Source organism: Polynucleobacter sp. MWH-S4W17, from assembly GCF_018687535.1.
GTDB lineage: Bacteria > Pseudomonadota > Gammaproteobacteria > Burkholderiales > Burkholderiaceae > Polynucleobacter.
On the sequence record NZ_CP061295.1, the window covers coordinates 1,829,088 to 1,853,935 of the forward strand.

Annotated in this window: 22 protein-coding genes and 1 other RNA gene; 3 read left to right on the plus strand and 20 right to left on the minus strand. The window is 45.9% G+C overall.

Annotated elements, in window-relative coordinates:
• Window positions 1–23: 23 nt before the first annotated feature.
• A complete protein-coding gene (locus C2755_RS09135; protein WP_215321043.1) occupies window positions 24–2,387 on the minus strand; it encodes an autotransporter domain-containing protein in 2,364 nt (787 codons plus the stop codon).
• Window positions 2,387–2,638 carry a hypothetical protein gene (locus tag C2755_RS09140; RefSeq protein WP_215321044.1) on the minus strand — a complete coding sequence of 84 codons (252 nt, stop codon included), beginning with the start codon at window positions 2,636–2,638 and terminating at the stop codon, window positions 2,387–2,389. The genes C2755_RS09135 and C2755_RS09140 overlap by 1 nt, the downstream gene beginning before the upstream one ends.
• Before the next feature lie 197 nt (window positions 2,639–2,835).
• Between C2755_RS09140 and C2755_RS09145 the strand changes: the two genes are divergently transcribed.
• The gene (locus tag C2755_RS09145; RefSeq protein ID WP_215321045.1) at window positions 2,836–3,129 is read left to right on the plus strand and encodes a hypothetical protein; all 294 of its coding nucleotides are present in this window, start codon (window positions 2,836–2,838) and stop codon (window positions 3,127–3,129) included.
• Here the strand turns inward: C2755_RS09145 and tyrS are convergent.
• Window positions 3,126–4,358 (minus strand): tyrosine--tRNA ligase, encoded by a 1,233-nt coding sequence (gene tyrS, locus C2755_RS09150; protein ID WP_215321046.1) that lies wholly within the window; start codon window positions 4,356–4,358, stop codon window positions 3,126–3,128. The two genes, C2755_RS09145 and tyrS, sit on opposite strands and share 4 nt — an antisense overlap.
• A gap of 76 nt (window positions 4,359–4,434) precedes the next feature.
• Between tyrS and C2755_RS09155 the strand changes: the two genes are divergently transcribed.
• A complete protein-coding gene (locus C2755_RS09155; RefSeq protein ID WP_215321047.1) occupies window positions 4,435–5,562 on the plus strand; it encodes an anhydro-N-acetylmuramic acid kinase in 1,128 nt (375 codons plus the stop codon).
• Window positions 5,563–5,589: 27 nt separating this feature from the next.
• Here C2755_RS09155 and erpA read toward each other — a convergent pair whose 3' ends face one another.
• The 4 genes from erpA to rplM all read right to left on the minus strand — a co-directional run bounded on the left by erpA (window position 5,590) and on the right by rplM (window position 8,051).
• Window positions 5,590–5,964: an iron-sulfur cluster insertion protein ErpA gene (gene erpA / locus C2755_RS09160; RefSeq protein WP_088526457.1), complete on the minus strand. Its 375-nt coding sequence runs from the start codon at window positions 5,962–5,964 to the stop codon at window positions 5,590–5,592.
• A gap of 68 nt (window positions 5,965–6,032) precedes the next feature.
• Window positions 6,033–7,091: an N-acetyl-gamma-glutamyl-phosphate reductase gene (gene argC / locus C2755_RS09165; RefSeq protein ID WP_215322359.1), complete on the minus strand. Its 1,059-nt coding sequence runs from the start codon at window positions 7,089–7,091 to the stop codon at window positions 6,033–6,035.
• 120 nt (window positions 7,092–7,211) lie between these two features.
• Entirely contained in the window at window positions 7,212–7,613 is a 402-nt protein-coding gene (rpsI, locus tag C2755_RS09170) for a 30S ribosomal protein S9 (protein WP_072582726.1), read from the minus strand.
• A gap of 9 nt (window positions 7,614–7,622) precedes the next feature.
• Complete coding sequence (gene rplM / locus C2755_RS09175; protein WP_072582725.1) at window positions 7,623–8,051, minus strand: 50S ribosomal protein L13; 429 nt, start codon at window positions 8,049–8,051, stop codon at window positions 7,623–7,625.
• 409 nt (window positions 8,052–8,460) lie between these two features.
• On the opposite strand from rplM, the gene C2755_RS09180 reads away from it, so the two are divergent.
• On the plus strand, window positions 8,461–8,883 hold the full coding sequence (locus tag C2755_RS09180) for an OsmC family protein (protein WP_215321048.1): 423 nt from the start codon (window positions 8,461–8,463) through the stop codon (window positions 8,881–8,883).
• On the opposite strand, the gene rnpB is transcribed toward C2755_RS09180, so the two are convergent.
• The 13 genes from rnpB to C2755_RS09245 all read right to left on the minus strand — a co-directional run bounded on the left by rnpB (window position 8,884) and on the right by C2755_RS09245 (window position 24,744).
• An RNA gene (gene rnpB / locus C2755_RS09185) (RNase P RNA component class A) lies at window positions 8,884–9,190 on the minus strand.
• A gap of 59 nt (window positions 9,191–9,249) precedes the next feature.
• Complete coding sequence (gene pyrC, locus C2755_RS09190) at window positions 9,250–10,308, minus strand: dihydroorotase (protein ID WP_251368467.1); 1,059 nt, start codon at window positions 10,306–10,308, stop codon at window positions 9,250–9,252.
• Complete coding sequence (locus C2755_RS09195; protein WP_215321049.1) at window positions 10,301–11,662, minus strand: glycerate kinase; 1,362 nt, start codon at window positions 11,660–11,662, stop codon at window positions 10,301–10,303. Before C2755_RS09195 ends, pyrC begins: the two co-directional genes overlap by 8 nt.
• A gap of 9 nt (window positions 11,663–11,671) precedes the next feature.
• On the minus strand, window positions 11,672–13,495 hold the full coding sequence (locus tag C2755_RS09200; protein WP_215321050.1) for an ABC transporter ATP-binding protein/permease: 1,824 nt from the start codon (window positions 13,493–13,495) through the stop codon (window positions 11,672–11,674).
• A 37-nt stretch (window positions 13,496–13,532) separates the two neighbouring features.
• Window positions 13,533–13,976 (minus strand): dihydroneopterin triphosphate diphosphatase, encoded by a 444-nt coding sequence (nudB, locus tag C2755_RS09205; RefSeq protein WP_215321051.1) that lies wholly within the window; start codon window positions 13,974–13,976, stop codon window positions 13,533–13,535.
• A 22-nt stretch (window positions 13,977–13,998) separates the two neighbouring features.
• The gene (gene aspS, locus C2755_RS09210; protein WP_215321052.1) at window positions 13,999–15,798 is read right to left on the minus strand and encodes an aspartate--tRNA ligase; all 1,800 of its coding nucleotides are present in this window, start codon (window positions 15,796–15,798) and stop codon (window positions 13,999–14,001) included.
• Between the two features lie 16 nt (window positions 15,799–15,814).
• Window positions 15,815–16,468 carry a DUF502 domain-containing protein gene (locus C2755_RS09215; RefSeq protein ID WP_215321053.1) on the minus strand — a complete coding sequence of 218 codons (654 nt, stop codon included), beginning with the start codon at window positions 16,466–16,468 and terminating at the stop codon, window positions 15,815–15,817.
• A 52-nt stretch (window positions 16,469–16,520) separates the two neighbouring features.
• Window positions 16,521–18,107 carry a ubiquinone biosynthesis regulatory protein kinase UbiB gene (ubiB, locus tag C2755_RS09220; RefSeq protein WP_215321054.1) on the minus strand — a complete coding sequence of 529 codons (1,587 nt, stop codon included), beginning with the start codon at window positions 18,105–18,107 and terminating at the stop codon, window positions 16,521–16,523.
• Between the two features lie 3 nt (window positions 18,108–18,110).
• Window positions 18,111–18,731, minus strand: coding sequence for an SCP2 domain-containing protein (locus C2755_RS09225; protein ID WP_215321055.1), 621 nt, complete (start codon window positions 18,729–18,731; stop codon window positions 18,111–18,113).
• Window positions 18,732–18,784: 53 nt separating this feature from the next.
• Window positions 18,785–19,693 (minus strand): Tim44 domain-containing protein, encoded by a 909-nt coding sequence (locus C2755_RS09230; protein ID WP_215321056.1) that lies wholly within the window; start codon window positions 19,691–19,693, stop codon window positions 18,785–18,787.
• A gap of 70 nt (window positions 19,694–19,763) precedes the next feature.
• Entirely contained in the window at window positions 19,764–20,507 is a 744-nt protein-coding gene (gene ubiE / locus C2755_RS09235) for a bifunctional demethylmenaquinone methyltransferase/2-methoxy-6-polyprenyl-1,4-benzoquinol methylase UbiE (RefSeq protein WP_072582714.1), read from the minus strand.
• Window positions 20,507–20,905 carry a gamma-butyrobetaine hydroxylase-like domain-containing protein gene (locus C2755_RS09240; protein ID WP_215321057.1) on the minus strand — a complete coding sequence of 133 codons (399 nt, stop codon included), beginning with the start codon at window positions 20,903–20,905 and terminating at the stop codon, window positions 20,507–20,509. Before C2755_RS09240 ends, ubiE begins: the two co-directional genes overlap by 1 nt.
• Window positions 20,905–24,744: an FAD/FMN-binding oxidoreductase gene (locus C2755_RS09245; protein ID WP_215321058.1), complete on the minus strand. Its 3,840-nt coding sequence runs from the start codon at window positions 24,742–24,744 to the stop codon at window positions 20,905–20,907. Before C2755_RS09245 ends, C2755_RS09240 begins: the two co-directional genes overlap by 1 nt.
• Window positions 24,745–24,848 lie beyond the last annotated feature (104 nt).

Consider the following 24,848-nt stretch of genomic DNA (forward strand, 5'->3'; position numbering starts at 1 on the left):
TCAGCAAGTCTGTTTTTTAAGCGTTAGAACTTTAATCTAAGCTCTGCACCGCCACCGTATTCATGACCATACGTATTGTATGAGGCGACTGCACCAATACGAGCAGATACGTCTTTCGTAATTCCACCTTGAATACCCAAACCAACCATATTGGATACGGGACCCATATTGGCGCCAACCTGTGCAAATGATTGAGTACTTCCACTGAAAGAAGTGGTTGCTGTAACTGTATGGGCTGAAGCACTATTGGCATACCAGTCATAACCGAACTTATAGAAACCAATTAATGACAATGGATCATTGGTTCCTTTAAGCATTGGATAAATAAAATCTGCACCCGCAAATGTCACAGCAGTGTAAGCAGTTGCCGAGTTAATACCGTAATTAAATGTATTACCGCCCTGCTCACTAGCCCCACCCATCCAGAGTTGAGAATATGAAGCGCCCACGAATGGTGAAACGGTGAAATTTTCCGCTTGATACGCTTTAGCTAGCTTGGCAGCCGCATATACGCCATTGGACTTAAATGAGCTAGTTGCATTTCCACCAACCAAATCTCCCACATTGGGGGCGCTTCTATTGGCATTGGTGTTGCCATACATATAACCCAGCGCGCCAGAAAGTTTGACCTGCTCAGCAAAGTTACGCGCTCCATACAAACCAGTATAGAAGTTGGTGGTGTTGAAGTTTTGGGTTACTTGCTGACTCTCAGTCATCGAGGTGGTGCCAGTCCCAGCAAATACACCAAAACCCCCGTCTTTAGATCGCCTAATGTCCCCACCAATAATGATGTCGTAGAGGCTATAACCGAAGCCAGCCAGATTGTTGTAATTATTGACAGTACCTCGCACTGCTGCAGCATCTGCCCATAAATAACGACCTTCATCATCTTGATAAACCTTGGTAGAAGGTGAGGCACTCATTGGTGCATGAATACGATCCATGACTGTATTGGTAATGTGCGCCATCTGCTCAAGGCCAATGGTCATGTTAGAGGAGTAGCCTTCAGCGTGAACATTTTGTAATTGATTGACCTGGGCTGGCGCCAATCCGCTAACCGCCGCACCAATGGTCACTCCATTTGATTGAATACTGGTATTGGCTGATTGACCAGCAAATACATAGGCTAAGTTTGTACCAGCTGCACTTCCAGCAACCACCGGAGTGGCAGCGACTGTTTTGGTTGTTTGTAAATTCCAAGTATTCCCAGATGAATTATTCAAAATCCATGAAGTAGTAACTAGACCACCAACAAAACTACCAGTTGTACTCAATAAATTACCACTTGTTAAACCATTTAGCACGGAACTGTAGTTTGAAACACCCGTAGGCAATGTGGAGCGAGTTATATCAATACCAAAATTAGTTTGTGTACCTGTAGTTAAAGAAGAAGCAATCAATCCTCCATAACTAGTTGTGCTGTTAATAATAATGTTGTAATTACTAGGTAAATTTCCAGAATAGGTCAAAGCGCTTTGAAGGTTGTTCAGCGTACTAATTGTTCCCGTTGTGCTGTTGATAATCCCATATCCACTGTTACTGGTATTACCGCTTGTTAGATTGCCCAAGTTAGTAATTGTGCCGATGCTGCCCCCATTATTTTCAATAGCGGCATAGCAGGTTCCTCCACTACAAACGCTGTGATCAATAGTTCCCGTATTGATAATGGTGCCAATTGAGTTAGCCGCCCCAAGAACGATTGCGCTAGCGAAAGTAGAGGAGCCCGTGCCATTAATACCACCCTGAATAGTTCCTGAATTTATTAAGGTATCGATTCTGGAGCTAAAGGCTGGTTGGAAGTAAATTGCATTGTTCTGCGCAGAAATAGTGCCCGAATTATTCAACGTACCAATATGGCCGTTTTGTTGTATGGCGTAAGCTCCGTTACCCCCTATGCCGACTGTAGCTGAAATGGTGCCAGAGTTATTTAGTGTGCCAATTTGATTGTTATTAGCTATGGCGCCATAGCTATTGCCGCTTGCACCAGAATTGATGGTGCCGGTATTGGTTAATGTTCCTATATTTCCACTGTTAATCAACCCACTTCGAGAACTACTAGTAATGGCTCCTTGGTTCTGAAGTGTGTTAATCACACCGTTATTTACCAAACCATTCCAGTAAATTCCGTTGCTAATCGTCCCCAAGTTAAGAAATGTATTGGTTACATTACCTGGGGTTCCAATATTGACTGCATCAGTAGCAAAGAACGAACTCACAGTGACACCTGAGGCGATCGTTACACCAGAGACCGTATTATTAATACTCAAGTCTTCGCAACTACTAGTGATGTTGATTGGGTCTCCAGTATTGCTGCACGCGCCAAATACCTGATTAAAAGCCAGCAATGCTGCAACCAACGAAAAAGCCTTTAGGCATTTATTTTTCATTATTCATTCTTATAAACATTAACTGTGCCACCACAAGCAGCAAAACACTGTCTATAGGATTCGTCGCAGTTCCAGTAATTTGGATTTACTGAACAGTACTGCGGATTGGGATTGCATTTCTTCACATCATCGTGGCTTTGCGCACGATTAACGCAGGCTTGATAGCTATAACTATTCTGCTGATGACAAGCATTCACATTGTTCTGCGCTTGAGCCTGTGCGCCGTTGTAACAAACATTCTTAGTGCTCATGCAATGAACAGCGCATGTTTTGCCGCCTTCAGTGGGCGGGGCAATATATTCATATCGGTATGTGGTGCAAGAGCTGATACAAAGAATTGCAAAACAAGACAGGATAAGTGACTTAAAATTCATATAGAAAATCATTATTGGAATTATTAATATTTTATATGTTCAGAGCTCTTATCACCCTATTAATATGCCTTTCTATGCCGGTCAGCGCTATAGAGAAGCCAGAGGGTGTTGTTTATTGCCATGGCAAGACCGTTATTGAATATCGCCTAGTCAATCCTGAGGTGAATGGAACCGCCTCGGATGTTGATTTAACTGTGAATGGCAAGACTATCCGGGTAATGACAGCCTATTCTTGGTTTGGCTCAAACCAAGCCACTCCAAAAGCATTTAAGTTCGCTATTCTGGGAGAAAAGCAGTTCAACCCGCTACTGGTATTTGATAGCTATCTTGAGGATGCCAAGAAACGCAAATACACTCAGTGCAATTAAGCTAGCGTCACTTTCGCAAACTTACGCTTACCTACCTGCACCACATACGTTCCAGCTTCAACCTTTAATTGCTTATCAGCAACGGTTACACCATCAATCTTTACGCCATTTTGCTCTATATTGCGCATCGCTTCAGATGTCGAAGGGGCAAGACCTGCGGCCTTCAAAAGATTAGCGATTGCCATAGGCGCACCAGAGAGACTTACTTCTGGAATATCGTCAGGCACACCACCTTTAGCACGGTGATTAAAGTCCTCTAAGGCTTTTTCTGCTGCGGCTTGCGAGTGGAAGCGTGCCACGATTTCTTGTGCGAGAAGTACTTTGCAATCCTTTGGATTGCGACCTGCAGAAACTTCTTGCTTCATCAGATCTATTTCTGCCATTGGTCGGAATGACAGCAATGTGAAGTAGTCCCACATTAAATCATCGGAAATACTGAGGAGCTTGCCAAACATATCGCCAGCAGGCTCACTAATGCCAATATAGTTACCCTTGGACTTACTCATCTTCTCTACGCCATCAAGACCAACTAGTAATGGCATCGTCAAAATACATTGAGGCTCTTGACCATACTCACGTTGGAGTTCACGGCCAACTAGAAGATTGAACTTCTGATCTGTACCACCCAACTCTAAATCACTCTTCAGCGCAACAGAGTCATAGCCCTGCATGAGTGGATATAAAAACTCATGAATTGAAATGGGTACACCATTGCGATAACGCTTAGTAAAGTCATCACGTTCCAACATACGAGCAACAGTATGTTTAGCGGCCAACTGAATCATCCCGCGCGCGCCCAAAGGATCACACCACTCACTGTTGTAACGAACTTCCGTCTTAGAAGGATCGAGCACCATACTTGCTTGACGATAGTAAGTCTCAGCATTGGCAGCGATTTCTTCTGCAGTCAACGGTGGGCGAGTTGCATTACGACCCGATGGATCACCGATCATGCTCGTAAAGTCACCGATCAAGAAAATAACGGTGTGACCTAAATCCTGCAACTGGCGCAGCTTATTTAAAACAACGGTATGACCCAGATGAATATCAGGTGCCGTAGGATCTAAACCTAATTTAATCCTGAGTGGCGTCTTAGTAGCTTGGCTACGAGCAAGTTTCTGAACCCAGTCCGCCTCAACCAATAGCTCATCGCAGCCACGTTTGGTGACTTCGAGCGCCGCAAAGACTTCGGGGGTCAAAGGATATTTTTGTTCTGGTTTAGCCGTCATGCTGATTCGGATTGCTGATTCAGTTAAATTAGTAGTTAAATTGCTAAATCATAATTGTCGCATTCCTGAGAGCTCCATGAACAAACCCCATTCCCTCTATATCGGCCTAATGTCTGGCACCAGCCTGGATGGGATAGATGCTGTTCTAGCGAAGATAGGGGCTAATGGGGAAGCTAGTGCGCTAGACGCCATTAGCGCCCCTTTCTCAGCGGAGCTCCGTAAGACCCTATCTGAGCTTCAAAGCCCCGGCCCAAATGAGCTCCACCGAGAAAAACAAGCAGGAAATGCCCTAGCCATGGCCTATGCAGAAGCAGTTAGCCAGTTGCTCAAAAAAACAAATCTACAGCCTTCTGATATCGCTGCCATCGGCGCTCACGGTCAGACCATTCGCCACCAACCTCATCTAGGTGATTGGGCATACACACATCAAACCCTGAATCCCGCTCTCTTGGCAGAAAAAACGGGTATTGATGTCATTGCTGACTTTAGGAGTCGGGATGTAGCTGCTGGAGGTCATGGAGCACCTTTGGTTCCAGCGTTTCATGCGCAACAGTTTGTAGAAGATCAAAATTTAGCTATTCTCAATATTGGCGGCATCGCAAATCTCACATTACTTCCTAAGAATGGTGAAGTCACTGGCTTTGATTGCGGGCCAGGAAATATATTGATGGATGTCTGGATTCAAGAGCATCAAGGCAACGCATTTGATGAGAATGGCAACTGGGCGTTACAAGGAAAAGTTCATGAAGCACTACTTACAAAAATGTTGTCTGATTCTTTCTTTACAAAAGTTCCGCCCAAGAGTACTGGTAGAGACGACTTTCATCTTGCTTGGTTACAAGAAAAATTGAATGGTGAAAATCATCTTTGTGAAGATGTACAGGCCACTTTATTGCACCTCACTGCTCACTCAGCCCTCGAAGCTTTAGCCCGTCATGCCCCGCAAACCCAGAAGCTGATTATCTGTGGAGGTGGTGCCAGAAACAGTGCCTTGATGAATTTATTCAAAGTGAAGTCGCAGCATTTCTTCAAAAAGCCATTAGAAATTACTACAAGTGAGTCGGCAGGAATTGATCCACAGCTAGTAGAGGGCCTTGCCTTTGCATGGCTTGCATGGGCCCACAAAGAAAAACGGCCAGCAAATTTGCCAGCCGTTACGGGAGCGAAGGGTCCTAGAATTCTAGGCGCTTGCTATCCTGCTTAATTAAATATTAATTAAGCTCGTTTTTATTTAAGCAGAGAAAGAAGATCCGCAGCCACAAGTAGTTTGGGCATTTGGGTTCTTAATCACAAACTGTGAGCCGTTGATGTCTTCTTTGTAATCAATCTCAGCGCCAACTAAATATTGGAAACTCATTGAGTCCACCAACAAAGTAACGCCATTCTTTTCAAAGAGTGTGTCATCTTCATTTACAGCATCATCAAATGTGAAGCCATACTGAAATCCTGAGCAACCGCCACCTTGTACGAATACGCGCAATTTCAACTCTGGATTACCTTCTTCAGCAATCAAGTCCGCCACTTTCGCAGCAGCGCTATCCGTGAACACCAATGGGGTTGGCGGCTCGGCTAAATCTTGTGCAGTTTGTGTAGCTAATTCGGTCATGATTTACTCCCAATTCAAAAGGCAATGTCTTATTTTAGGCTTTTAATGCCCAGTTTGCTGAAGGGTCATTATGGGGAAACGGCGATCTGGGTAAGACCCATGGTCTCTGGCAACCCAAACATCAAGTTCATACACTGCACGCCCTGCCCTGAAGCACCTTTCACCAAATTGTCTTCAACCACCAAAATAACTAAAGTGTCACCGCCGCCCGGACGATGGATCGCAATCCGAATACCGTTGCTACCCCGCACAGAACGCGTCTCTGGATGACTGCCTGCTGGCATGACATCGACAAATGGCTCATCCTTATAGAAGTTCTCATATAGCTTTTGGTAATCAACCTCTTTACCTGCGTCAGTCAAACGCACATACAAGGTCGAATGAATACCTCTAATCATGGGCGTTAAATGCGGCACAAAGGTCAAACCGATCTGATCATGGCCAGCAATGGCTTTTAAACCCTGCTCGATTTCCGGTAAATGGCGATGCCCCTTCACGCTATAAGCCTTGAAGTTATCACTTGCTTCAGACAATAGTGTGCCGATCTCTGCTTTCCGGCCAGCGCCAGAAGTACCCGACTTTGAATCAGAAATAATATGCGAGCCATCAATCAGGTGCTTGCCGCCAGTCGATTTAGGTGACAGCAAAGGCGCTAGACCTAGCTGCACCGATGTTGGATAGCAACCTGCCAAACCAACTACGCGAGCTTTCTTAATGGCCTCACGATTAATTTCCGCCAAACCATAAACCGCTTCAGCCAAAATTTCTGGGCAGGTGTGCTCCATGCCATACCACTTTGCAAATTCTTTGACATCCTTCAAACGAAAGTCTGCAGCAAGGTCCAAAATCTTCACATTGTTAGCGAGTAATTCTTTTGCTTGTGCCATCGCAACACCATGTGGAGTTGCAAAGAACACCACATCACATTCATTCAGCTTGGCTTCATCAGGTGTTGTAAATTTCAGAGCAACACGGCCACGCAAAGATGGAAACATCTCAGCCACTGGCATGCCAGCTTCTGTGCGAGAAGTAATTGCAGTGAGCTCTACCTCAGGATGCTGCGCCAATAAACGCAACAATTCCACTCCGGTATATCCAGTGCCGCCTACGATGCCAACTTTAATCATGCCATTCTCCAAAATACCGATCATGAGAAGTTTCTTTTAAAACTTCTGAATACCTCAATTGTAGAAACAAAAAGGGCCGCTTGCGCGACCCTTTCGATAAAACTTGAGCGACTGAAAGAATTAGCGCTTGCTGAACTGCTTACGACGACGCGCGCCATGCAGACCAACTTTTTTACGCTCAACTTCACGAGCATCGCGAGTCACCAAGCCTGCTTTAGACAGGGCTGGCTTCAAGGCGTTGTCGTAGTCGATCAATGCACGAGTAACACCGTGACGAACTGCACCAGCTTGGCCAGTTTCACCGCCACCAGAAACGTTTACTTTGATATCAAAGGTCGTTAAGTGGGCTGTGAGAGCCAAAGGCTGACGAGCGATCATGCGTGATGTTTCACGAGCAAAATAGGCATCGATAGGCTTACCATTAACAATGATTTCGCCTTTGCCAGATTTAATGAATACACGCGCCACAGAACTCTTGCGACGACCAGTACCGTAATTCCAATTTCCGTAATTAATAGCCATTTGGGTTCCTTAAATCTCTAACGCTTTAGGCTGTTGAGCCGTATGCGGATGATTAGCGTCGCCATAAACTTTCAATTTCTTGATCATGGCATAGCCTAGTGGGCCTTTTGGCAACATACCCTTCACAGCCTTCTCCAAAGCGCGACCTGGGAAACGGTCTTGCATCTTGTCGAAGTTAGTCGAGCTAATACCACCTGGGTATCCGCTGTGACGGTAATAAATTTTGTTCAAGCCTTTTGTGCCTGTGACACGGAGCTTAGATGAATTGATGACAACGATAAAATCGCCAGTATCAACGTGTGGGGTGTATTCAGGCTTGTGCTTGCCGCGTAGACGGAGTGCCACTTCACTGGCGACACGACCGAGGACTTTGTCCGTAGCGTCAATCACGAACCATTCATGCACTACCTCATGGGATTTTGCAGAAAAAGTTTTCATGATTTCTCAAATTGTTATGGTCAAAAAAATTACCCCAACCAAACTACGTCCACCTTGGCCCTGCTTATATTTGCAAGCTCGCAGATTCTGCAATTCAACTGGTACAACAAATTACCGCTGACCGGCTCGGTAATTCAGTAAAGCCTTGAATTGTAACCTAAAAAAAACCCAGGAACGAGTCCTGGGTTGGAATCCACCTATGTTTGGGTGGAGGAGACACTGGGAGGTAAGTCGCAGTCTTATACAAGACTGACTACCAATGTGGTTATTGTATCCATATGCATGGTGCGATGCAAGAATATTGACCAAAATCAATATTTTTATGTTGCTATGCAGCAACTTGATTTCCCATAAAATAGGTAAACTATTGATAATATTGATTAATTTAGTAAGTTAGGGGTCACTAATAATGGAATGTCGAGTAAGTTGGTTGGGTAATGGCGGCATGGCTTTTTCTGCAGAAACCGGCAGCGGCCACCTGGTAAATATGGATGGTGCCCCTGAAGCAGGTGGCAAAAACCTCGCTCCAAGGCCAATGGAGCTGCTTTTAGCGGGTGCCGGCGGTTGCTCTGCATTTGATGTGGTTTTAATCCTACAAAGGGCCCGTCAGGCCATTAGTGGCTGTGAAGTAGTCCTCAAGGCTGAGCGAGCTACAGAAGACCCTAAAGTCTTCACTAAGATCAATTTGCACTTTACGGTCAAAGGAAAAGATTTGGATCAGGCAAAGGTAGATCGCGCAGTAAAGCTCTCACATGAAAAATATTGCTCAGCTACGACTATGTTGGCTAAAACTGCAGAACTGACTTACAGCGTCGAAATCATTGCGGAATAAGTGCAGAGTCAATCGATAAGCCGGATTCTGTCGCCTAGATTTGCATCTAGGGGCAATCATTCCTCTAGGCCGGCAGTTACCTGACGGCTCAAGCTCCCTACCCGCAGACTCAGCGGGACGCCTCATCGCCTGCTTACTTGGGATTGCTCCAGGTGGAGGTTACCGCGTTTCACCGTAACTAAATACGCTCGTCTCTGTGGCCCTATTCCTCACGTCGCCGTGGATGGCCGTTAGCCATCACCCTTCCCTATGGAGTCCGGACTTTCCTCCCCCTCAATAAAGAGGCGGCGATTGCCCAATTGACTCTGCGCCTGCAGTCTAACGCAGTCGGGCCAATTTGGCTAAGAAAGTAATGATTTGTGTTTTTTAAACGAGTGACCAGGCGATGGTTTCGCCAGCACGGAGCGGAACGATAGTGGTATCACCCAATGGCAATTCAACAGGGATACTTTGCGCCTGCTTTACCAGAGTAATTTTTTTGCTGTTGCGTGGCAGAGAATAAAAATCCGGGCCAAAGAAACTAGCAAAGCCTTCTAACTTATCCAGTTTGCCAACACCCTCAAATGCTTCGGCATATAAACCAAAAGCATTAAAGGCGCTATAACAACCCGCACAACCACAAGCCGCCTCCTTAGCGCCCTTAGCATGAGGTGCACTATCGGTGCCTAAGAAGAAACGAGCATTTCCACTAGTTGCAGCTTCCAATAAAGCAACGCGATGTTCTTCACGTTTGAGCACAGGCAAACAATAATTATGTGGACGAATGCCGCCTGCAAAAATAGCATTGCGATTCATGAGCAGGTGCTGCGGTGTAATCGTGGCTGCAATCGTATTCTTTCCACCGGTTGCAGCATCACGCACATAGTGAGCGGCCTGCTTGGTGGTGATATGTTCAAAGACGATTTTGAGCTCAGGAAATTTTTTACGCAAAGGCTCTAGCACCGTATCAATAAAGACCGCCTCACGATCAAAGATGTCAATTTCAGAGCTGGTTACTTCACCATGCACTAAGAGTGGCATACCTACAGCCTGCATCGCTTCTAATGCCCCATGGCAATGTTTAAGATCACTGACACCAGCATCACTATTCGTCGTTGCACCTGCGGGGTATAGCTTAAATGCTGCGATGCCTGCAGTTTTAGCCTTACGAACTTCATCTGCAGAAGTATTGTCAGTGAGATATAAAGTCATTAAAGGCGTGAAGTCACTGACACCCAGAGACCTTAAATTCGATTCAATGCGAGATTGATAAGCCTTAGCCAAATCCACAGTAGTCACTGGTGGCTTGAGATTAGGCATGATGATAGCGCGCGCAAATTGACGCGCAGTATCTGCCAACACATCCTTCATCACTTCACCATCACGAATGTGCAAATGCCAATCATCCGGCTGAATCAGTTGAATTTGTGTAGGACTATTAGACATAATATTTATCGAGCAAGATGATGCGGAAATCATTCACATTGGTAAGTGTAGGGCCAGTTTCCACTAAAGCGCCTAATTCTGCAAAGAAGCCATAGCAATCATGCGCTGATAAGAATTTCTCTGGAACCAGACCTGCCGTATGGCTAGATTGACGAACAGTGCCATCAAACCAAGCTCCAGCATTCTTTTCGCTACCATCAATTCCATCGGTATCAGCAGCCAAAGCAGCCATTCTTGGCAAATCAGAGCTAGCAGCCAAAAGTGAGAGCAGGTATTCACTGCAACGACCACCACGGCCTTTAACGCCTGCTGGAATAGTAACGGTACATTCACCACCTGAAATGAAGGCAAGCGGCTTAGTATTTCCCTTGGCCATGTATTCACGAGCTAACGCAGCCTGCTCCATACCCACTTCTTGCGCCTCACCAGTAATAGTGTCCCCTAAAACAATAGGCTCATAACCCTGCGTGCGGACATACTCAGCGGCAGCCTCCAAACTCTTATAGGCAGTTGCAATCACATGATTGGCCACTTGAGCGGAGATTAAATCAGAATCTTTCAGAGTCTCTGGCTTTTCACCAGCCAAACCTTGTTTGAGATGATTCAATACTGATGCGGGAATAACCGAATCATCCAAATCATATTTTTGCAAAATATTGAGCGCATCTAAATACGTTGAGTAGTCTGCGGCACATGGACCGCTAGCAATATCGGCTGGTGAGTCGCCTGTGACATCAGAAATTAATAAAGCCTCGACTCGTGCGCCACGGGCGATAGCTACTCTAGCTAAATTGCCACCCAAGATTGCAGATAAATGTTTACGCACCACGTTCATCTCTTCGATAGGTGCGCCGCTACGCAAAAGCGCTTCCGTGGTCTTGCGCATGTCATCAATCGAGATACCCTCTTGCGGCAGGGTAAGAAGGCTTGATCCACCACCAGAGACTAAGGCGATCAATACGTCGTCTTTTTCCAATTGATTGGTTAAGGCAAAAATTTCTTTAGCTCCATCCATACCAGCCTGATCGGGCACTGGATGGCCAGCTTCTACGATCTTGATGAAGGAAGTTGGTGAGCTGTGACCATAACGCGTCAGCACAACGCCCTCTAATTTCACCTGTGGCCAATGAGATTTGGCATAAGCTTCCAATGCACTAGCCATCGAAGCACTAGCTTTACCTGCACCCACTACCAAACATTTACCCTTAGGCTCCTGCCCGACCGGAAATATCTTTGCTAAGTACTGGGGAACAATGACCTGTGGATCAGCCACTGCAACTGCAGCAGCAAAAGCATTTTTAAGAATTGCTTCTTTACTTGCTGCCATAGAGGGAGAAGAACTGTTTTGAGTCATCCAGCTATTCTAATCAACAGTGGCACGCTCTTGCATCTGCCACATCTCCGCGTATCTTCCTTGAGCTGCAAGCAACGCTTCGTGAGTTCCTCGCTCCACAATCTGACCCCGGTCCATCACTAAAATTTGATCGGCATGAATAATGGTTGAAAGACGATGGGCAATAATGAGGGTCGTCCGGTTCTTGGCCAAACTGAGCAGCTCCTCCTGAAATGCGCGTTCTGTTTTGGAATCTAAAGCTGAAGTCGCTTCATCAAAAATCAACATGGCTGGTTTCTTGAGGAGCGTTCTCGCAATCGCCACGCGCTGTTTCTCACCTCCAGATAGCTTTAAGCCTCTCTCGCCGACCTGAGTGTCATAGCCGTCTGGCAAGCGCTTAATAAAGCCATCAATTTGAGCAGCCCTAGCCGCCTCTTGGACCTCTTCAATCGTCGCCGAAGGATCGCCATAGGCAATGTTGTAACCAATCGTGTCATTAAATAAAACGGTGTCTTGCGGAACGATGCCGATTGCTTTACGCAAGCTAGCCTGCGTCACATCTTGAATATTCTGTCCAGCGATCAGAATTTCTCCTGACTGCACATCATAAAAACGGAATAACAATCTGGCGAGAGTACTTTTACCTGCGCCACTTTGACCTACTACTGCAGTAATGGTTCCAGCAGGAATGTTGAAACTGACATCACGCAGAATTTCACGCTTGGCATCATAGTGAAACGAGACATGCTCAAATCTAACATCTGGGCCATGTCCCTGGTCGTGAACTTGCAGTGGCCTTGCATCTGGAGAATCAGCAATCTCTTTATCGGTATTCAGCAAAGAAAACATCCGATCCATATCAGTCAATGACTGCTTAATTTCTCGATATATCACCCCCAAGAAATTGAGTGGGATATAGAGTTGAATCATCAAGGTATTTACCAGCACCAGATCGCCCAAAGTCATCGTGCCATTGACAACGCCGACAGTAGCGCGCCACAGAATCAACATTAAGCCGGTAGCAATAATGATCTGCTGGCCAAGATTTAATACGGCTAAGGTCTTTTGTGACTTCACTGCTGCAGATTGATAGCGCAGCAAGTTTTCATCGTAACGCCTGGCTTCAAAGGCCTCGTTACCAAAATACTTCACTGTTTCAAAATTCAAGAGCGAATCAATGGCCTTTTGATTGGCTTTTGAATCCATATCATTCATGGTGCGGCGGTAATGGGTACGCCACTCAGTAACTACAACCGTAAAGACAATATAGAGAACTAAGGCTATGAATGTAATTGCGGCAAACCAAATATCGTATGAATAGGCAAGGTAGCCCAGCACCAAACAAAACTCAATTACTGTTGGCAGGATGCTGTAGAGCGAGTAAGAAATCAGTGACTGAATACCACGGGTACCACGCTCGATATCTCGACTCACACCACCCGTCTGACGAGCTAGATGAAAGCTCAGCGCTAGTGAGTGCAAATGCTCAAATACCTGAAGAGCCACTTTGCGGACGGCATTCTGGGTAACCTTGGCAAATAAAGCTTCACGCAACTCTGTAAACAAGGATGCGGAAATTCTTAATAAGCCATAGGCCAAAATAATCCCCAAGGGAACAACCAAAAGGGCTTGGGGAGAACTTGCTTTGATGTCCAAAGAGTCAATTAACTCTTTCATCACAATTGGAATGCCGAGATTAACGACCTTGGCAGCTATTAAACAGCTCAGGGCAATAATTACCCGAAAGCGATACTCCAGAAGATAAGGGAGGAGATCACGAATGACGCGCCAATCACCGCGCCCTGGTGTTTTTGAATCTGCGCTACCGTGATGATGTCCTGATGAATGTCTCATCGCTCTATCTTATTCCTAATTCACTATTTGACTTGCCTTAGTTCGCAGCGAACAATTTCAGAATAGCCTCGCCATTGCTGCGAGAAAAACATTTCTTAGCAGCCTCTTCATAAGGTAGCCACTCATATGCAACATGCTCTCTAGGAGCCAGTGTAATTGGGGTGTTATCTGGAACTTCTAACGCAAACCAATGCTCGATATTTCGGGTAACCCCTGGGGCATAACGAAAGCGCCACTCAGGATAGATTTCATACTCGATTTGATGATGCATGTTTTGTAATGCGCCTTTGGGTAGGTAATCTACTGCAATCCCAGTCTCTTCAAAAACTTCTCGGGCGGCCGCAAAAGCCAGGTCTTCATCGAGAGCATCAAGACTGCCGGTGACAGACTGCCAAAAGTCAGAGCGATCAGCGCGCTCTATTAATAAAACATCCCTATTCGATTTGTAGATAACGACTAAAACCGAGATAGGGATTTTCAAAGTGGGAACTAATTAAATTACTTTAAGCGGCAGGGGTCGCTTGACGCAAACGAATATGCAACTCACGCAGCTGACGCTCGTCTACTGGGCTTGGAGCTTGAGTTAACAAGCACTGCGCACGTTGTGTTTTAGGGAAAGCAATCACATCACGAATGGATTCTGCACCAGTCATCATGGTTACGATGCGATCCAGACCGAACGCGATACCGCCGTGAGGAGGGGCGCCATACTGAAGTGCATCTAACAAGAAACCAAACTTCGCTTGCGCTTCTTCTGCATCAATTTTCAATGCACGGAATACCTGGCTTTGAACTGCTTCTTGGTGAATACGGACTGAGCCGCCACCAATTTCACTACCGTTCAACACCATGTCATACGCTTTAGCTAAACACTTACCTGGATCAGACTCCAAATACTTCATGTGCTCATCTTTAGGGCTAGTAAACGGATGATGACAAGCAACCCAACGGGCTTCGCCTTCATCGTAGTCAAACATTGGGAAATCTACTACCCACAATGGCTTCCAACCCTCTGTAAAGAGGCCATGGGCTTTACCCCAAGCGGACTGGCCAATACGCAAACGTAAATTACCAATTGCATCGTTTACTACTTTTTCTTTATCGGCACCAAAGAAAATAATGTCGCCATCTTTTGCACCAGTGCGCTTCAAAATGCCTTCAATCGCTGCATCATGCAAATTCTTCACGATTGGTGACTGCAAGCCATTACGGCCCTCAGCAACAGAATTGACCTTGATCCAAGCCAAGCCTTTAGCGCCATAAATACTGACGAACTGAGTGTAGTCATCGATTTCGCTACGGCTAATTTCAGCGCCGCCAGGAACGCACAAGCCCACAACACGGCCACCAACCTGATTCGCTGCACCTGAGAACACCTTGAAATCAACATCTTTCATTAAATCGGTCAATTCGGTGAATTCGAAGTTCACACGCAAATCTGGCTTATCAGAGCCAAAACGCGCCATACCTTCAGAATAAGGCATGGTTGGGAATGGATTAGGAAGCTCCACATTCATGGTCTTCTTGAAAATATGACGAATCATGTTTTCAAACAAATCACGAATTTCCAACTCACTTAAAAAAGCAGTTTCACAGTCGATCTGAGTAAATTCAGGTTGACGATCTGCGCGCAAATCTTCGTCACGGAAACACTTGGTAATTTGATAGTAGCGATCAAAGCCAGCGACCATTAACAACTGCTTGAATAACTGTGGAGACTGTGGCAGCGCAAAGAACTGGCCATCATGCACACGGGAAGGCACCAAGTAATCACGCGCGCCTTCTGGGGTGCTCTTAGTCAACATCGGTGTTTCGATATCGATAAAGCCAGCATCATCTAAATAACGACGACACTCCATCGCCACGTTGTAACGCAAACGTAAATTCTTTTGCATTTGTGGGCGACGCAAATCTAATACGCGATGAGTCAATCGAGTAGTCTCTGACAAATTCTCATCATCAATTTGGAATGGTGGAGTTACAGAAGCATTCAGAATCACCAAGCTATGGCAGAGGATCTCTACTTTTCCGCTAACCAAATCCTTGTTCTCAGTGCCGGCAGGACGTGCGCGTACAAGACCTTTAATCTGGATACAGAACTCGCTACGAACTTGCTCAGCAAGAGCAAACATTTCTGGGCGATCAGGATCGCAAACAACCTGCACAAAACCTTCGCGGTCACGTAAGTCAATAAAGATTACGCCTCCGTGGTCACGACGGCGATTAACCCATCCAGCAAGAGTAACTTCTTGACCAATCAGTGAATCGGTTACCTGGCCGCAGGTATGGCTTCGCATTGACATAACAATTTCCTATAAATCAAAAATGGTGTGGCAACTGGGATGCAGTTAAACCACTAGAACTATTGGGGGGAACAGAGCCCATTGAAACAATATGTTTCAGAGCCTCTTCAACACTCATCTCTAATTCAATAGTTTGTGCACGTGGCACGATCATGAAAAAACCAGAGGTTGGATTTGGGGTTGTAGGCAAAAATACGTTGACGTAATCTTCACCCAATTTGGCAGTTACTTCTCTTGCGGGAATGCCAGTTTGAAAAGCAATCGCCCAAGAATCCGCATGGGGATATCGAATCAGCAAGGCTTTGCTAAAAGCTTGCCCACTTCCAGAAAATAAAGTGGATGAGACTTGCTGAACGCTGGAATAAATGGAACGAACAATCGGTATGCGATTAACAAATTTATCCCAAACTTTTAACCACCACTGTCCGGCAAAATTAATCGCAGTCAATCCAGTGAGCAGGATGACCACAATCACAATCAATATGCCAACGCCTGGGAGATCGCGGAAATGCTGTAAATCTCTCGCAGCATCTTCAGGGAGAACCACAATAATGGCGTGCATTACAGAACCAAAAACACCATCGAGCAGGCCCAAGCCCCAAGCAATCACCCAAATGGTGATCGACAATGGTGCCCAAACGAGGATGCCAGCAATAAAGTATTTTTTCATGTGTTCTGCCTAACCCGATATTTTAGCGGGTTAGCAGCCAATCAGCGAGAGACTAATAAATGCCTAGGCTGATGATCAAAATTCCAGCCAAAAACCCACCGGCAAAGAGTAAAGCGCCCGCCAACAGGCGATGTGTACGTCTTTCTTGTAATAAAAGAGCCTTTAAGACCTCTAATTCCCCATTTTGGTCTTTGATGGGGGAACGGACCTGGGCTAGGCTATCGGCAATCAAACGGGGCAATGTCGGCAGAATTTTGGCCCAAGTAGGGGCCTCTTCCTTGATGCCATCAATAAGACCACGCCACCCTAACTGCTTGCTTACCCATTTTTCCAGAATCGGTTTGGCTGTTTTCCAAAGGTCCAGATCAGGATCCAATTGACGGGCCAGCCCCTCGACATTCAAGAGGGTTTTTTGTAGCAAAGTGAGTTGCGGCTGAATTTCTACCTTAAAGCGACGTGAAGTTTGGAACAGGCGCATGAGCACGATGCCCAAGGAAATTTCTTTCAGAGGGCGATCGAAATACGGTTCGCAAACTGAACGTACTGCACCCTCTAATTCTTCAACGCGGGTATTCGCCGGAACCCAACCCGATTCAATATGTAACTCAGCAACTCGGCGGTAATCGCGATTAAAGAATGCCAGAAAATTCAAGGCTAAATAATTTTTGTCAGATTCGCTTAATGCACCAACAATTCCAAAATCTAGAGAAATGAAACGGCCAAATGTTTCTGGCTCTAAGCTAATCATAATGTTGCCGGGATGCATATCTGCATGGAAGAAACCATATTCAAATACTTGGGTAAAGAATATTTCTACACCATCCGAAGCTAATTTCTTAAAATCAACACCCGCCTCTCTGAGCGCTACAGTTTTACCAATCGAGATGCCATACATTCTTTCCATGACAATCACATTGGTATGGCATAAATCCCAATACATCTCCGGAATCATTAACTTATTCGAATCCGCAAACTGCCTACGAAGCTGGCTCGCATTAGCGGCTTCGCGCATGAGATCAAGCTCATCATGTAAATAGGTATCAAACTCCGAAACGTTCTCACGCGGCTTTAAACGGCGGCCATCTTCGGAGCTTTTTTCAATCACTTTGGCTAAGTCGTACATCAAAGCCAAATCACCCTCAATCACTGGCAGAATGCCGGGGCGCAAGACCTTAATGGCTACTGAACGACCCTCCCATTCAGGATGCTTATCTGTACCACGCAAGACTCCGAAGTGCACCTGCGCAACTGAAGCACTGGCAACAGGTGTTGCGTCAAAGCTAATAAACACTTCCTCAATTGGCTGACCTAGATCGGCTTCAATCAAACGACGCGATTCTTCGTTTGAGAATGGTGGAACTTGATCTTGTAATTTAGCCAATTCATTAGCAATATCTTCTGGCAATAAATCGCGACGCGTAGACAGTACCTGACCGAACTTCACAAAGATAGGGCCTAGTGCCTCGAGCGTTAATCGAATACGCTCGCCTCTAGGCAAATGACTGCCCGGAGAGATCCAGCAAAGCATCGTCAAGAATCCGCGACGAATGCCCGGCTTTAGAAGATCACGCAGAAGTGGCAATAAACCATAACGCCATGCGGTAAAGAAAATGAAAAAGAGACGAGCAATTCGACGCACGATTTATTTAGCCTTTTGCTCTAGAAGTTGAATACGTTTTTCCATACGATCTACAGACTCACGTAAATCACTTAATTCGGATTTACGAACCATAAAGTCTCGTTTATTTAAAAGCACTTTCTTTTCTTCGCTGACATACTCCACTACATTGTCCAGTAAATCACTTGCGGCAGAACGGGTAGCAGATACAAACTTCTTACCCTGCCTCACAGCAAAGTTTGCAGGTGCATCTCCCACTAGGCGAGCTAAATCTTCCTCGTATTCCCAGCGCAACTGCCCCGCGAGACGACCCAATAATTGGGCTAAGTCTGCATCACCTGTAATTTTGACTGCTTTAAAAGCTTGCTCTCGCAAAGAACCTGTACTACCTACCAAGTCGCTCAATGCCTTGGCAGAAATCTCCAAAGTGAGCGATGGCGCCTCAATCTCTTTTAAGCTAGCCAATAAACCATCTGGCTTGATCTCAAAACACAGATTACCTAGCGGAAGTTGTAACAATATTGTTTTGTTGGCATGGCGAGCCAATTCAGCAGACGCCCAAGGCTCGCTACCCAACACGTGATTAATCCCCCGGCAGGCTGCGCCAGAAGCAATCGTATGGGTAGTCGAAAAATGTCTGTTCATGAGTGTAAAAAACCCGCACTAGTGCGGGTTTTCCGACGGAAAGTACCTAAAGCTTAAACCAACTGGGAAATACCCGCCAGTACCCAGCCACCAGGACCTTCCACAGGCTTGCTCAAATTCCAGATTTCGGAGAATTCACTCGCTGGAGCACCCTGCTGCTCACGAATCATGCCGCTGAACTGAACGCTACAGAAATAATGGGCATCTGCCGTCTCAACCCCTAATAGCTGAGCATTAATGGTCACGACATCTGTTTGATTACTGCCATCAGTTCTACCAGCTAAATCTTGCTGAATCGTGGCAAACATATCAGGAGTTGTAAATTCACGTAAGGATGCAAGATCACCTTGGTCCCAAGCTTTTTGCAAAGTTACAAAATATTGTTTTGCATTTTCCAAAAATGTTTGCTGATCGAAACCCGGGGGCAAGGTTGACTGAAATACCTCAGGCTCTGCACTCACCCCACCGAATGCATTTGCAGCAGGAGTGAAGGCAGGTTCTTGTCTTGGCATCTCAACGCTATTGCGCTGTATGCCTTGAGATGGCGCATTTGAGTTTTGACCAGCACCAGACATCGCTGGCAATAATCTACGAATCACAAACATAATGACAAAGCCAGCCAACATTGCGATCAGCAAACCAGTAATCAATGAAGAAGCTGCTTCACCTAAACCAAAATGCGATAAGAGGTAACCAATTCCCAGACCCGCAGCTAAGCCACCCAAAATACCACCCATGCCACCAAAACGACTAGGCGCAGGTGCTTGAGGAGCTGGGGCGGGAGCAGTCGGTTGTGCTTGCTGAACTGGCTTTTGCATAGGAGTAGCCTGACGTTGCATTGGTGCACTTGGCGCGCGTCCAAAACTTCTTCCACCGCCTAAGCGAGCAGCATCAACCTGACCAACCATTGCAATAATCAAAGTAAAACTCAAGAGAACTGCTTTAAAAAAATGTTTATTCATTTTTATATTTACCCCTTCTTTTAACTACTGAACTTCTTTAGTTTTTAAGAGCTTAAAAACTATACAACCATCAGTATTTAATACCAATATGTAAGGCAACGATACCCCCAGTCATCCTGTGGGTTTCCACTTCATCAAAACCAACCCCCAACATCATTTCTTTAAGGGTTTCCGCATCGGGATGCATGCGGATAGATTCCGCTAAATAGCGATAACTTTCTGAATCTTGCGCAATCTTCTCGCCCAGCCATGGCAAAACCTTAAATGAATAAGTGTCATATACGGGTTGTAAAAAGGCATCAGGCTTGGAAAACTCCAGCACCAAAACGCGGCCACCTGGTTTGATCACACGGCACATTTCACCTAAAGCAATCTCTTTATGCGTCATGTTACGTAAACCAAAAGCAACGGTCACCACGTCAAAATGATTATTCGGAAAAGGTATTTTTTCAGCATCAAACTGTACGCAGGGCAAAGCCATACCGCGATCCAATAGACGGTCACGCCCAACACCCAACATAGAAGCGTTGATATCACTTAACCAAACTTGAGCATCTGGGTTGCGCCCCCAATCGGCAGCTTTTGCAAAAGCCGCGGCTAGATCACCAGTGCCACCAGCAATATCCAAGATCTTTTGACCAGGACGAACATTTGCACGAGCAATCGTCACTTTTTTCCAAACACGATGTAGCCCGAATGACATCAGGTCATTCATGACGTCGTACTTGCTAGCTACCGAATGAAATACTTCAGCAACCTTGCCGGCTTTTTCAGCTTCATCAACACTTTGATACCCGAAGTGCGTTTTACTCATTAATGACTTCCACAAGAATGGCCTGATGCACCGCCTGGCTGATTCATCGGTGTATCGCGATCTAAACCGGCAGCAGCCAATTTATCTAAATGCTCTTTCCATAATTGCTCTTGGTTCTCACACAGAAACAATAGGTAGTCCCACGTAAACAGGCCCGAATCATGCCCATCAGAAAAGCTAGGCTTGAGTGCATAGTGCCCAACAGGTTCAATGTTGGCAATCAAAACATCGCGCTTACCAGTCTGCAATGTTTCCTGCCCTGGCCCATGGCCCTGAACTTCAGCAGAAGGAGATAAAACCCTTAACAACTCAAAAGGCAAACGATAGGTATTGTTATTCTCATATGAGAGCTCCAGGACCTTGGATTGCTGATGCACAACGATATTGCTTGGAATCATTAAACGAGGACCCTCTCAATGCCACCTTGGTTAGCCTTGGCTACATAGTCCTGCATCCAGTCTTTACCAAGTAGCTTCTGAGCCATTTCAACAACGATGTAATCGGCTGTAGTGTCGCTATCTGCATCAAAACGTGTCAGGCCTTGTAAGCATGATGGGCAGCTGGTTAATACTTTGACTTCGCCAGTGAAATCATCTTTGCGCAATTCAGTCGCCGCTTTTTCCATCTCAATCTGCTTACGGAAACGCACTTGAGTAGAAATATCAGGACGTGTGACGGCTAATGTGCCAGATTCACCGCAGCAACGATCATTCTTCGCAATCGCTTTGCCATCTTCGAGTTGAATTAACTCATTCACCGTCTTCAGAGGGTCTTGTAACTTCATTGGGGAGTGGCAAGGGTCGTGATACATATACTTCACGCCCGTTACGCCAGAGAGCTTAACGCCCTTCTCTGCCAAGAACTCATGAATATCAATAATGCGGCAGCCAGGGAAAATCTGTTCAAACTGGTAACCCGCTAACTGGTCATAGCAAGTGCCACAAGAAACAACTACGGTCTTGATATCTAAGTAATTGAGAGTATTAGCTACGCGATGGAATAACACACGGTTATCTGTGATCATCTTCTCTGCTTTATCAAAGTCGCCATTACCACGCTGCGGGTAGCCGCAACAGAGATAGCCCGGTGGCAGAACCGTTTGAACGCCTACATTCCACAACATCGCTTGAGTAGCTAAACCAACTTGCGAGAACAAGCGCTCAGATCCGCAACCCGGGAAGTAGAACACCGCCTCGGTATCTGCAGAAGTTGTCTTAGGATCACGAATGATCGGAACATAGTTCGCATCTTCAATATCCAGCAAAGCACGCGCTGTTTTCTTGGGTAGATTGCCAGGCATCTTCTTATTTACAAAGAAAATCACTTGCTCTTTGACGCTCGGCTTTCCTACTGTTGAAGGCGGATGGGCAGTTTGTTTTTTCGCAAACTTCCGTAAGACATCATTACCCAAGCGTTGCAACTTATAACCCCAGCCAATCATCGTCTTGCGAGCGAGATTAATGGATTCTGGACTAGTGGCATTTAAGAAAAACATGGATGCTGCTGTACCAGGATTAAAGCGCTGCTGACCCATCTTGCGCAAGAGATTGCGCATATTCATGGTCACATCACCAAAGTCAATATTGACCGGGCATGGAGTTAAGCACTTATGGCATACGGTGCAATGTGCAGCGACATCATCAAACATTTCCCAGTGACGAATCGAAACACCACGTCGAGTTTGCTCCTCATATAAGAAGGCTTCAATCAATAGTGATGTTGCGAGGATTTTGTCGCGCGGGCTGTAAAGCAAGTTTGCACGCGGTACATGGGTTGAGCAAACAGGCTTGCATTTACCACAACGCAAGCAATCTTTTACACTATCAGCAATCGCACCAATATCGCTTTGCTGCATGATGATCGATTCATGGCCCATCAAACCAAAGCTTGGCGTGTAGGCCATGCTCAGGTCAGCATGTGGCATCAACTTACCTTTATTAAAGCGACCTTCTGGATCCACGCGATTCTTATAGTTGCGGAAATCTTTGAGTTCAGCTTCTGTTAAATACTCTAATTTAGTAATACCAATACCATGCTCACCAGAAATCACACCATCTAATGAGCGGGCTAATTTCATGATCCGATCTACGGCGCGATGCGCATCCTGCAACATCTCGTAGTCATCCGAGTTCACAGGGATATTGGTGTGCACGTTGCCATCGCCAGCATGCATGTGCAAGGCCACGAATACACGCTTACGCAAAATGTTTTTGTGGATTGCTTCTAACTCTGCCAGAATCGGCTCAAACGCCAAACCACCAAAGATGATGCGCAACTCTGAGCGCACTTCCTCTTTCCATGAAGCGCGCAGACTGTAATCCTGCAGACGCGGGAAATAAGAGTCCATCTCAGTGAGCCACTCAGCCCAGCGTCCACGAACCTTGGCAATGAGCTCTAAGGCTTGCTGAACACGATCACCCAAGATTTCTGCTGTTGGAATTTCATACTCAGCATCACTCTTACCTAGCGGTAATGCGCTCTTTTTCAAGAAAGCCTCAAGACCATCAAGTACTTGCAACTTGTTCTTGAGAGAGAGTTCAATATTGATGCGATCAATACCGTCGGTGTACTCGCCCATACGCGGCAAAGGAATCACAACGTCTTCATTGATCTTAAAAGCATTGGTATGACGGGCAATCGCCGCTGTGCGGGCACGATCGAGCCAGAATTTCTTACGAGCTTCAGTGCTGACTGCAACAAAGCCTTCGCCAACACGTAAATTTGCCATGCGTACTACTTCACTAGTAGCAGCAGCAACAGCTTCCTCATCATCGCCAGCAATATCGCCAATCAATACCATCTTCGGCAAGCTATTGCGCTTCGATTTAGTTGAATAACCCACCGCTCTTAAATAGCGATCATCCAAGTGCTCCAGACCAGCCAAAATTGGACCACCTTGCTTGCTTAAACCATCTAAGTAAGCTTTGATTTCCACAATACTCGGAATTGCCTCTCGCGCTTGACCAAAAAACTCCAAGCAAACCGTGCGCATGAATTTAGGCATGCGATGCAATACCCAAGTTGCGCTAGTAATCAAACCATCGCAACCTTCTTTTTGCACACCAGGTAAACCTGATAAAAATTTATCAGTAACGTCTTTACCTAAACCTTCTTTGCGGAAACGTCTGCCTTCAACTTCCAATAATTCTGTTTTTAGAATACGCTGACCCGGCTCGCTATTGCCATCAGACCAAGTGAGCTGAAAGCGGACAGTTGCCACATCATGGATCTTGCCCATATTGTGTTCAAGACGCTCGATATCCAACCAATTGCCTTGCGGATCCACCATGCGCCAGCTAGCCAGATTATCTAAAGCAGTTCCCCAAAGAACCGCTTTCTTACCACCCGCATTCATGGCAATATTGCCGCCAATGCAGCTTGCATCGGCAGAAGTAGGATCAACTGCAAACACAAGACCAGCATGCTCTGCAGCATCAGATACGCGACGGGTCACAACGCCTGCGCCAGTGAAGATGGTAGATACTTCGCGATCTAAGCCTGGCAGTTTTTTAGCTTTTACACCACCAATATCTTGCAACTTCTCAGTGTTAATCACTGCCGACATTGCATACAGCGGAATAGCGCCACCGGTATAACCAGTACCGCCTCCACGAGGAATGATCGTGAGACCTAATTCAATACAAGCTTTAACTAGGCCGGGAATTTCAGATTCGTAATCCGGCTTTAGAACAACGAGTGGAAACTCCACGCGCCAGTCTGTTGCATCGGTAACGTGAGCGGCACGAGACACGCCATCAAAGCAAATATTGTCTGCAGCAGTATGACGACCTAACTCCTTACGAGCACGCTTACGAATGACTTCAACTTCTTTAAATCCGTTTTCGAAATTTTCGATTGCACGATAAGCAGCGCTTAATAAAATTTCTACTTGGTCAGCAGAATCGCCACTATTGCGCTTCTTGACTTCGCCCAAGCGATGCCAGAGTGCATCGATTAATTGTTTGCGGCGATTGGGACTATCCAGCAAATCATCTTGCAAGAAAGGGTTGCGCTGCACCACCCAAATATCACCCAGAATTTCAAACAGCATGCGAGCGGAACGACCTGTACGGCGAACGCCACGCAAGTTGTTGAGAACATGCCATGACTCCTCGCCCAATAGGCGAATCACAATCTCTCGATCAGAAAAGGAGGTGTAGTTGTAGGGAATTTCGCGAAGACGGGGGGAGCCCGCCTCAGCATCTAGCAACTGGTTCAAAGCTAATGGTGCGTTCATAGCGACATATTTGATAAATAAGCATTTTAATTGAGTGAACCTGATAGTGGCAGGATTCCGAGAAAGTTGCTCCCCAAAGGGATAAACCCTTGCAAATCTAAGGG

Excerpts from the sequence above, each read along its gene's own strand:
- C2755_RS09225 (WP_215321055.1), bottom strand. The coding sequence starts at position 18,731 with ATGAACAGACATTTTTCGACTACCCATACGATTGCTTCTGGCGCAGCC.
- C2755_RS09200 (WP_215321050.1), bottom strand. The coding sequence starts at position 13,495 with ATGAGACATTCATCAGGACATCATCACGGTAGCGCAGATTCAAAAACA.
- C2755_RS09140 (WP_215321044.1), bottom strand. The coding sequence starts at position 2,638 with ATGAGCACTAAGAATGTTTGTTACAACGGCGCACAGGCTCAAGCGCAG.
- pyrC (WP_251368467.1), bottom strand. The coding sequence starts at position 10,308 with ATGTCTAATAGTCCTACACAAATTCAACTGATTCAGCCGGATGATTGG.
- C2755_RS09180 (WP_215321048.1), top strand. The coding sequence starts at position 8,461 with ATGGAATGTCGAGTAAGTTGGTTGGGTAATGGCGGCATGGCTTTTTCT.
- rpsI (WP_072582726.1), bottom strand. The coding sequence starts at position 7,613 with ATGGCTATTAATTACGGAAATTGGAATTACGGTACTGGTCGTCGCAAG.
- C2755_RS09230 (WP_215321056.1), bottom strand. The coding sequence starts at position 19,693 with ATGAATAAACATTTTTTTAAAGCAGTTCTCTTGAGTTTTACTTTGATT.
- rplM (WP_072582725.1), bottom strand. The coding sequence starts at position 8,051 with ATGAAAACTTTTTCTGCAAAATCCCATGAGGTAGTGCATGAATGGTTC.
- argC (WP_215322359.1), bottom strand. The coding sequence starts at position 7,091 with ATGATTAAAGTTGGCATCGTAGGCGGCACTGGATATACCGGAGTGGAA.
- erpA (WP_088526457.1), bottom strand. The coding sequence starts at position 5,964 with ATGACCGAATTAGCTACACAAACTGCACAAGATTTAGCCGAGCCGCCA.
- C2755_RS09240 (WP_215321057.1), bottom strand. The coding sequence starts at position 20,905 with ATGATTCCAAGCAATATCGTTGTGCATCAGCAATCCAAGGTCCTGGAG.
- C2755_RS09215 (WP_215321053.1), bottom strand. The coding sequence starts at position 16,468 with ATGAAAAAATACTTTATTGCTGGCATCCTCGTTTGGGCACCATTGTCG.
- tyrS (WP_215321046.1), bottom strand. The coding sequence starts at position 4,358 with ATGACGGCTAAACCAGAACAAAAATATCCTTTGACCCCCGAAGTCTTT.
- aspS (WP_215321052.1), bottom strand. The coding sequence starts at position 15,798 with ATGTCAATGCGAAGCCATACCTGCGGCCAGGTAACCGATTCACTGATT.
- C2755_RS09195 (WP_215321049.1), bottom strand. The coding sequence starts at position 11,662 with ATGACTCAAAACAGTTCTTCTCCCTCTATGGCAGCAAGTAAAGAAGCA.
- C2755_RS09145 (WP_215321045.1), top strand. The coding sequence starts at position 2,836 with ATGCCGGTCAGCGCTATAGAGAAGCCAGAGGGTGTTGTTTATTGCCAT.
- C2755_RS09135 (WP_215321043.1), bottom strand. The coding sequence starts at position 2,387 with ATGAAAAATAAATGCCTAAAGGCTTTTTCGTTGGTTGCAGCATTGCTG.
- C2755_RS09245 (WP_215321058.1), bottom strand. The coding sequence starts at position 24,744 with ATGAACGCACCATTAGCTTTGAACCAGTTGCTAGATGCTGAGGCGGGC.
- ubiE (WP_072582714.1), bottom strand. The coding sequence starts at position 20,507 with ATGAGTAAAACGCACTTCGGGTATCAAAGTGTTGATGAAGCTGAAAAA.
- C2755_RS09155 (WP_215321047.1), top strand. The coding sequence starts at position 4,435 with ATGAACAAACCCCATTCCCTCTATATCGGCCTAATGTCTGGCACCAGC.